The 7,907-nt window shown below is 69.0% G+C and carries 7 protein-coding genes; 5 read left to right on the forward strand and 2 right to left on the reverse strand.

The window, feature by feature from the left end; genetic code table 11:
* The first annotated feature begins 177 nt into the window (after positions 1–177).
* Entirely contained in the window at positions 178–1,626 is a 1,449-nt protein-coding gene (locus V3B25_RS12785; protein ID WP_329810801.1) for a GGDEF domain-containing protein, read from the forward strand.
* Between the two features lie 39 nt (positions 1,627–1,665).
* On the opposite strand, the gene V3B25_RS12790 is transcribed toward V3B25_RS12785, so the two are convergent.
* A complete protein-coding gene (locus V3B25_RS12790; RefSeq protein WP_201117301.1) occupies positions 1,666–2,136 on the reverse strand; it encodes a hypothetical protein in 471 nt (156 codons plus the stop codon).
* Positions 2,137–2,141: 5 nt separating this feature from the next.
* Entirely contained in the window at positions 2,142–2,588 is a 447-nt protein-coding gene (locus V3B25_RS12795) for a universal stress protein (protein ID WP_032129880.1), read from the reverse strand.
* A gap of 141 nt (positions 2,589–2,729) precedes the next feature.
* Between V3B25_RS12795 and V3B25_RS12800 the strand changes: the two genes are divergently transcribed.
* From V3B25_RS12800 to V3B25_RS12815, 4 genes are all read left to right on the forward strand, one after another.
* The gene (locus tag V3B25_RS12800) at positions 2,730–3,647 is read left to right on the forward strand and encodes a LysR family transcriptional regulator (protein ID WP_032129879.1); all 918 of its coding nucleotides are present in this window, start codon (positions 2,730–2,732) and stop codon (positions 3,645–3,647) included.
* 153 nt (positions 3,648–3,800) lie between these two features.
* Positions 3,801–5,327 (forward strand): MFS transporter, encoded by a 1,527-nt coding sequence (locus V3B25_RS12805; RefSeq protein ID WP_329810802.1) that lies wholly within the window; start codon positions 3,801–3,803, stop codon positions 5,325–5,327.
* A gap of 21 nt (positions 5,328–5,348) precedes the next feature.
* Complete coding sequence (locus tag V3B25_RS12810) at positions 5,349–6,431, forward strand: HlyD family secretion protein (RefSeq protein WP_006384446.1); 1,083 nt, start codon at positions 5,349–5,351, stop codon at positions 6,429–6,431.
* On the forward strand, positions 6,428–7,840 hold the full coding sequence (locus V3B25_RS12815) for an efflux transporter outer membrane subunit (protein WP_049421820.1): 1,413 nt from the start codon (positions 6,428–6,430) through the stop codon (positions 7,838–7,840). The genes V3B25_RS12810 and V3B25_RS12815 overlap by 4 nt, the downstream gene beginning before the upstream one ends.
* Positions 7,841–7,907 lie beyond the last annotated feature (67 nt).

Below are 7,907 nucleotides of genomic sequence, written 5' to 3' on the forward strand. Positions count from 1 at the left end.
CCGGGCGCCCCGCCCCGCGCCCCCCCCCCCCCCCCCCGCCCCCCCCCCGGGGGGCCCCCCCCCCCCCCCGCCACTCCCATGGGGGGGGCACGCGACGTGTCGTATTGCCGTATTGGATCACGTGGCCGTGGCGCGGGCGGGGCTATCGTGCGTCCATACGGCCTTGCGGATCGGGGGATGCAGCCGGTAGTGCTGGCGCTGCTGTATGTGCTGTGCCACGGCCTGGTCGTGGCCCTGTGGCCTGGCCCCGCCGGGGTCGGCTCCTTCGTTTTCCTGACCGGCGCCCCGTTGCTGGCGGCGGCCGCCTGCCTGTGGCGGGCCCGCCGCGACCGCGCGGCACTGGGGTGGCGCGCCACGGCATTGGCACTGCTGCTGTGGGCCGGCGGCATGGCGTTCAACATGATCGACGCCTTGGGCGCCGGGCGTGCTGATTTCACCCCGCGCGCAAGCCTGTTCCTTTACGTGCTGTATGGCGTGCCCCTGGTGTTCATCCTGGCGCGGGCACGCCGCGAGCGTCTGAGCATCAGCCTGATCGACGCGGCGATGGCGGCGCTGCTGGGTGTGCTGTTCTTCGTGCACACCGCATCGTTCGCCGCCCGTGTCGAGGTCGACGCCCATGCGATGTCCAACATGCAGCGCATGTTCGACATCCAGAACCTGTGTATCGCCGCGTTCGCCGTGGTGCGATGGCTGGCCGGCGACGTGCCCGAACGGCGCAGGTTCTTCCGCGCACTGGCGCTGTACGCACTGGCCTATCTGCTGGTGGCCTACTACATCAACCACTACACCTCCGATGATGCATTCGGTGCGTTCAACGATCTGCTGATCGACGTACCTTTTCTGCTGATCGCCTGCCTGGCGCTGGACACGAGGCCGGACACAGGCACCACGGCACACCCGCGGCTGGCGAGGACGGTGCAGGCCGCCGGTCCGATCATCCTGCCATTGCTGCTGCTGGTGGTCGGCACGCTGGTGGTCGATCATGCGCGGCCGTTGGCCGTTGCCGGCTTCGTCGTAGCCACCCTTGGCTTCGGCCTGCGCAGCGTCCTGCTGCAGACCGATCTTCTGGAACGCCAGGCAGCACTGGATCAACTGGCGCGGCAGGATGGCCTGACCGGCGTGGCCAACCGCCGCGAGTTCGACGCACGGCTGACGTCCGAGTGGAATCGCGCACGGCGCAGCGGCACCGAGCTGGGCCTGCTGCTGGTGGATATCGACCACTTCAAGGCCTTCAACGACCAGCACGGCCATCCGGCCGGTGATCGTTGCCTGCAGGCGGTGGCCGGGGTGCTGAAGGCCATAGCCGGTCGCGGTGGTGACAGCGTTGCGCGTTATGGCGGTGAAGAGTTCGCCGTCATCGTGCCCGGAAGCCCGTTGTCGGGCGTGCTGGCGCTGGCCGAGCGGCTGCGCGAAGCGGTCGAAGCGCTGCCATTGCCGGAAGGCCCGGTCAGCATCAGCGTCGGCGTGGGTTACCTGCATCCGCCGGCTCTGGCCAGTGCCGATCAGTTGCTGGCAGACGCCGATGCCGGCCTGTATGCCGCCAAGCGGGCTGGCCGCAACCAGGTGATCCTGCATGCGCACGTGCTGGATGACGAGGGCAGCACGCACGGAACGATGGACTGCTGAGCAGCTCTCTGCATGCGATCACACGGGGGGCGCGACGGCTTATCGCTGCCGCAACCAGCCGGTCGGATCGAGCAGCCTCAGCCCGACCGGTGACAACGAGCGCTGCCGCAACGGCAGGTTTGCCGCCTGCACGGCCATCGCACAGCGTGCCAGTTGCCGGCGCAAGGGTGCCAGCGTGTCGTCTTCGCGGGGCCGCGCATGCCGCCATTGTGCGATGCGCAGCAGGCAGACCAGCAGGTCCAGTTCGCTGGCCGCGATGAACGGTGAGCCAGCGGGCAGCAGGTCGATCGGGGCGGTGGGCGTGGCCAGCAGCGGCAGCAGGCCGACGAACGCGTCGCAGCCTTCGGGATCAATACCGAGGCTGCTCAGCTGGGCGAGTCCATCGGCCTGTTGATCAGGATCGTGCAGCTGGCGTATCGCCGCCAGCAGTGCCTGTTCGCCGCGGCCGAACTGGCGGCCGAAGGCGCGGTAGTTGACGCGGGTGGGAAACAACGGGGAACGGGAGGCCATGGTTGCTAGGGTTGTGGGTCGCGGGTTTCCACCAGCACGGGACAGGGCGCGTGGTCGATGGTCCATTGCCCGATCGAGGGTTCGAACAGGCGTTCCAGGCGGGACAGGTGGCGATGGCCGATGACGATCAGGTCGCACTTCAGGCGCCGGGCCTGCTCGCTGATCACTTCGCCCGGGTCACCCGAGGGAATCTGCGCGATGGCGTCGACGCCGCGCTCGCGCAGCTCGGCCAGGGCTTCGGCCAGCACCGCTTCGGCCCGCGAGCGCTGGCGGGCGGCTTCCGGGTACTCGATGCGGTCGGCTTCGCTGGCATCGGCCGCCAGCGCGAATTCGGGGTCGAGCACGCACAGCAGGTGCAGGCGGCTGTGGGGGCCGGCGATGGCTGCGGCCAGGTCCAGCACGCGTGCGTGCTGGGGGCCACCGTCCAGGGCGACCAGCAGGGTATTGAACATGGATGTCTCCTTGGCAGGCCGGGGATGGTCGCCGATGTCACTGCGCGCACCCATGCCGTGCGCGTCAGTCAATGAATGCGTAAAACGCAATCCGCTGTGGTTACAAGTGTCGTAGAGTCATCTGATTTACTGGAGACTGTCATGCCCCTGCCGGACCTGAACCTGTTGCTGGCACTGGACGTGCTGATTGACGAATGCAGCGTGGCCGCCGCCGCGCGGCGGATGAACCTGAGCGCGCCGGCGATGAGCCGTACCCTGGGCCGGATCCGCACCGCGCTGGGCGACCCGGTGCTGGTGCGTGCCGGCCGCGGTCTGGCCCCCACGCCCCGCGCGCTGCAGCTGCGTGAGCAGGTCCGCGATGTGATCGAGCAGGCCCACCGTGTGTTCAACGCCGGTCGCGAGATCGACCTGCGCACCCTGGAGCGCACCTTCAATGTCCGCGCCAATGATGTCTTCATCGGTGGATTCGGCGGACGCCTGCGTGAACTGTTCCGCCAGCAGGCGCCGCGCGCGGTACTGCGCTTCGTGCCCGAGGGCGATACCGACGACGATGCGATGGCGCAGGGCCGGATCGACCTGTACATCAGCACCGCCGGCAAGCATGCACCCGATACCAAGGTGCAGAACCTGTTCAGTACCTCGTTCATGGGCGCCGCGCGCGAAGATCATCCGTTGTTCGATGAGGAGATCAGCGCCGAGCGTTTTGCTGCCTGCGACCACATCGCGGTGTCGCGGCGGGGGCTGCCGCGTGGCCCGATCGATGACGACCTGGCCACGCTGGGCCTGCAGCGGCGGGTGGCGCTGATCAGCCCGACCTTCCACGGCGCGATCTTCGCTGCCGCCGAGTCGGACCTGATCCTGCCGCAGATGCCGAGCGTGATGCTGGAGCGGATCGTCAGCATGCGCCTGCCGCTGCGCCTGTTCCCGCTGCCGATCCCGGTGCGCACCGCCGCCATCGTCCAGGCCTGGCACCCGCGGCTGGACAACGATGCTGCGCACCAGTGGCTGCGGCGCTCGATCAAGACCATGTGCGAAAGCGCAGGGGAGGCTCCGCGCTGACACTTTCATGCGTGCGCGTGACGCACGCCTGGGATGCGGGCTGCGCCATTTTTCGCAGGGTACCAGCTCCCTAGACTGCGCTCCCCGGAGTTTCACTGAGCGCATTCCAATGACCCCCAACATGCCGTGCACTGCACGGATCGGTGCCCGGCGATGAGTACGCCGGCCGCCGCTGTCCCGGCCGCTGCTGGGCCCCGTCCTGCCGCCGCCCCCGGGCTCGACCGCCGCGTTCTGGTCGGCCTGTGTGGCGTGCTGCTGGCGGTGCTGGTGTCGGGCTTCAACGAGAACATCACCAAGGTCGCCCTGGCCGACATCCGCGGTGCGATGGGTTTCAGCGTCGATGACGGCAGCTGGATCGTCGCCCTCTACAGCGCGATGTCGGTCAGCGCGATGGCCTTCGCCCCGTGGTGTGCCGCCACCTTCTCGCTGCGCCGCTTCGCGCTGGCGATGATCGGTGGCTTCATGGTGCTGGGCGTGCTCTGCCCGCTTGCCCCGAACCTGCAGGTGTTCCTGCTGCTGCGCGCGCTGCAGGGGCTGTGTGGTGGTGCCCTGCCGCCGCTGCTGATGAGCGTGGCACTGCGCTTCCTGCCGCCCGGCATCAAGCTGTATGGCCTGGCGGGCTACGCGTTGACCGCTACCTTCGGCCCGAGCATGGGCACGCCGCTGGCCGCGTTCTGGGTCGAGCAGGTGGGCTGGCACTGGGCGTTCTGGCAGATCGTGCCGTACTGCCTGGCTGCCATGGCGATGGTCAGCTGGGGCCTGCCGCAGGACCCGCTGCGGCTGGAGCGTTTTGCCCAGTTCGATGGCGTGGGCCTGGCGCTGGGCCTGCCGGCGCTGGTGCTGCTGGTGCTGGGCCTGGTGCAGGGCCCGCGCCTGAACTGGTTCGACTCGCCGATGATCACCCTGATGATCGGTGGCGGCGCCGGCCTGATGGTGCTGTTCATGATCAATGAATGGTTCCACCCGCTGCCGTTCTTCAAGCTGCAGCTGCTGGCCAACCGCAACCTCAGCTACTCGCTGGTGACGCTGGGCGTGCTGTTCGTGCTGCTGGCGGTGATCTCGATTCCCTCCGGATTCCTGGCCAGCGTGCAGGGCTACCGGCCATTGCAGACCGCACCGATGCTGCTGTGGGTGGCGCTGCCACAGGTGATCGCACTGCCGTTGGTGGCGGCGTTGTTGAACATCCGCGCAGTGGATTGCCGCTGGGTGCAGGCCACCGGCCTGGCGATGCTGGCGCTGGCCTGCTGGCTGGGCTCGCACCTGGATGTGGCCTGGATCCGCGACAACTTCCTGTGGGTACAGCTGCTGCAGGTATTCGCCCAGCCGATGGCGGTGTTGCCGCTGCTGATGCTGGCCACTGGCGGGCTGGCACCGCAGGACGGTCCGTTCGCCTCGGCGTGGTTCAACACGGTCAAGGGCTTTGCTGCCGTGCTCGCCAGCGGCGTGCTGGATGCCGTCGCCCAGGGCCGCCGTCATTTCCATTCCACCGTGCTGGTCGACCGCCTTGGCGAGCAGCCGTGGCTGGCCGAGGGCCCGCAGCTGGGCGCGCGCCTGCATGCGCAGGTGCAGGCGCTGACCTCGGCCGACCTGTACTGGGTGGTCGCGCTGGTGGCGCTGGCCTTCATTCCCCTCATTGCCTGGATGCCCACCCGCATCCATCCGCCACGTGCCGTGGCCTGAACCTTTCGCAGGAACCCCCTCATGACGATCAATCGAACCACTCTCAATACCGGCCTGGGCCTGGGCGTGCTGGCCTTGGCCATCGGTGCCTGGCTGCTGCTGCGTGACGGCGGTCACCAGACCACCAACAATGCCTATGTCGTTGCCGACTACACGCTGGTTGCGCCGAAGATTCCCGGCTTCGTCAGTGCCGTGGAAGTAGAGGACAACCAGTCGGTGAAGGCGGGCGACGTGCTTGCCCGCATCGACGACCGCGACTACCAGGTGGCCCTGCAGGCGGCCCGTGCCGACCTCGCCAACGCCCGTGCACAGCTGGCCAACGCGCAGGCCGCACTGGCCCAGCAGGACTCGCTGATCGAACAGGCCAGGGCCAGCGTCGATGTCAGCCGTTCCGAACTGACCCTGGCCAGCGCCGACCAGCAGCGTTACCGCGAACTGGCCCGTGATGGCGCCGGCACCGTGCAGAACGCACAGCAGGCGCAGTCGAAGCAGGCCGTGGCCAGTGCGCATCTGCAGCAGGGCCAGGCCGCGCTGTCGACCGCACGCCAGCGCACCGACATCCTCAGCGCTGGCGTGCAGGCCGCGCAGGCGGCGGTACAGCGTGCAGAAGCGGCGCAGGCGCGTGCCGAACTGGACCTGTCGCACACCGTGCTGCGCGCGCCGATCGACGGCATGGTCGGCCGCCGTGCGGTACGCGTGGGCGCCTACCTGACCCCGGGTACGCCGGTGGCTGCGGTGGTACCGCTGAAGCGCGCCTTCGTGGTCGCCAACTTCCAGGAAACGCAGATGACCCGCATGCAGGCCGGCCAACAGGTCGAGCTGAAGGTGGACGTGTTCCCGGGCAAGCCGCTGCGCGGGCACATCGACAGCATCGCACCGGCCACCGGCGTCACCTTCGCCGCCGTCGCACCGGAAAACGCCACCGGCAACTTCACCAAGGTGGTGCAGCGCATTCCGGTCAAGATCGTGCTGGAACCCGGCCAGCCACTGCTGGACCAGCTGCGTGCCGGCATGTCGGTGGAAGCCAGTGTTGACCTGGGCAGCCGCGCCCGCGCGCAGAGCGTGCAGCACAGTCCCGGCCACAAGAGCGGGGAGGGTGCATGAGCGCAGTCACCGTGTTCCGCACCTTCGTTGCGGCCAGCCTGTGCACGGCCCTGGCTGCCTGCACGATGGGTCCGGACTTCGTACGCCCCCAGGCGGAACTGCCCAGCCACTGGCAGAGTGAGGCCGTCGCCGGCAACGCCATCGACCAGGACGCGGCCTGGTGGGCCGGCTTCGACGATCCACTGCTGGGGCAGCTTGCCGGCCAGGTGCTGGCGGCCAACCTGGACCTGCAGCTGGCCGCCAACCGCGTGCAGCAGAGCCGCGCCGCGCGTGGCATCACCGCCGCCGATCGCCTGCCCAGCGTCAGCGCGAGCGCCAGTGGCGTGCGTGCACGCAACAGCGAGGTGGGCCTGAATGATCCGTCCGGCAACGGCGGCCGTGATGACTACGGGCTGTTCCAGGCCGGCATCGGCCTGAGCTGGGAACTGGACCTGTGGGGGCGTGTGCGCCGCCAGGTGGAAGCGGCCGACGCACGCGTGCAGATCGCCGAGGAGGATGCACACGCGGTGCGCATCGCGCTGCTGGCGGAAACCGCGCGTGATTACCTGCAGCTGCGCGCGACGCGGCAGCTGCTGGCGATCACCGAGGACAACCTCAGCATCGCCCTCGACATGAAGCGCCTGACCGAGGCACGCCAGCAACAGGGCGTGGCCAGCACGCTGCAGGTGTCCAGCGCGTCCGCGCAGGTGGCATCGCTGCAGGCCCGCATCGCGCCGCTGCGGCATCGTGAATCGCAGCTGCGCAATGCGCTGGCGTTCCTGCTGGCGCAGCCGCCGCAGGCGCTGGACGCGCAGCTGCAGGATGCACGCCGTGACTGGCCGGCGTTGCCGGCCGTAGCGGTGGGGTTGCCCAGCGAACTGGCCGAGCGTCGCCCGGACATCCGTCGTGCCGAAGCGGCACTGCATGCGGCAACGGCCGGCATCGGCGTGGCCAAGGCCAGTTTCCTGCCGCGCATCACCTTGAATGGCGACGCTGGGTTCCAGGCCAAGCAGCTGGATGATCTGGATGGCTGGAACGCGCACCGCTTCAGCATCGGGCCGTCCATCAGCGTACCGATCTTCCAGGGCGGGCGGCTGAAGGCCAACCTTGCGCTGAGCAGGCTGCAGCAGCAACAGTCGGCGCTGCAGTTCCGCCGTACCGTGCTGCAGGCCTGGCATGAAGTGGACGACGCCATCGATGGCTATGCCGCCGAGCAGCAGCGCACGGTGCAGCTGCATGTGGCGGTGGACGAGAGCGAGAGCGCACTGGGCGCGGCGCGCCGGCAGTACCAGGCTGGCGTGGTCGACATGCTGGATGTGCTGACCACCCAGCGCATCGCGCTGGACAACCAGGCTGCGCTGGCCAACAGCCAGGCCACGGCCGCGATCGCGCGGGTGGAGCTTTACCGCGCGCTGGGCGGCGGCTGGTAGTGCCGGCCGCTGGCCGGCACCTCCATGGATGTTGCGGTTGCCGGCCAGCGGCCGGCACTACCGTGTG

This window comes from Stenotrophomonas sp. SMYL8 (genome assembly GCF_036320065.1).
GTDB classification, from domain to species: Bacteria; Pseudomonadota; Gammaproteobacteria; order Xanthomonadales; family Xanthomonadaceae; genus Stenotrophomonas; species Stenotrophomonas maltophilia_A.

What these genes read in the sequence shown, in the direction of transcription:
- V3B25_RS12785 (WP_329810801.1), top strand. Translation starts at nt 178, where the DNA reads ATGCAGCCGGTAGTGCTGGCGCTGCTGTATGTGCTGTGCCACGGCCTG.
- V3B25_RS12790 (WP_201117301.1), bottom strand. Translation starts at nt 2,136, where the DNA reads ATGGCCTCCCGTTCCCCGTTGTTTCCCACCCGCGTCAACTACCGCGCC.
- V3B25_RS12795 (WP_032129880.1), bottom strand. Translation starts at nt 2,588, where the DNA reads ATGTTCAATACCCTGCTGGTCGCCCTGGACGGTGGCCCCCAGCACGCA.
- V3B25_RS12800 (WP_032129879.1), top strand. Translation starts at nt 2,730, where the DNA reads ATGCCCCTGCCGGACCTGAACCTGTTGCTGGCACTGGACGTGCTGATT.
- V3B25_RS12805 (WP_329810802.1), top strand. Translation starts at nt 3,801, where the DNA reads ATGAGTACGCCGGCCGCCGCTGTCCCGGCCGCTGCTGGGCCCCGTCCT.
- V3B25_RS12810 (WP_006384446.1), top strand. Translation starts at nt 5,349, where the DNA reads ATGACGATCAATCGAACCACTCTCAATACCGGCCTGGGCCTGGGCGTG.
- V3B25_RS12815 (WP_049421820.1), top strand. Translation starts at nt 6,428, where the DNA reads ATGAGCGCAGTCACCGTGTTCCGCACCTTCGTTGCGGCCAGCCTGTGC.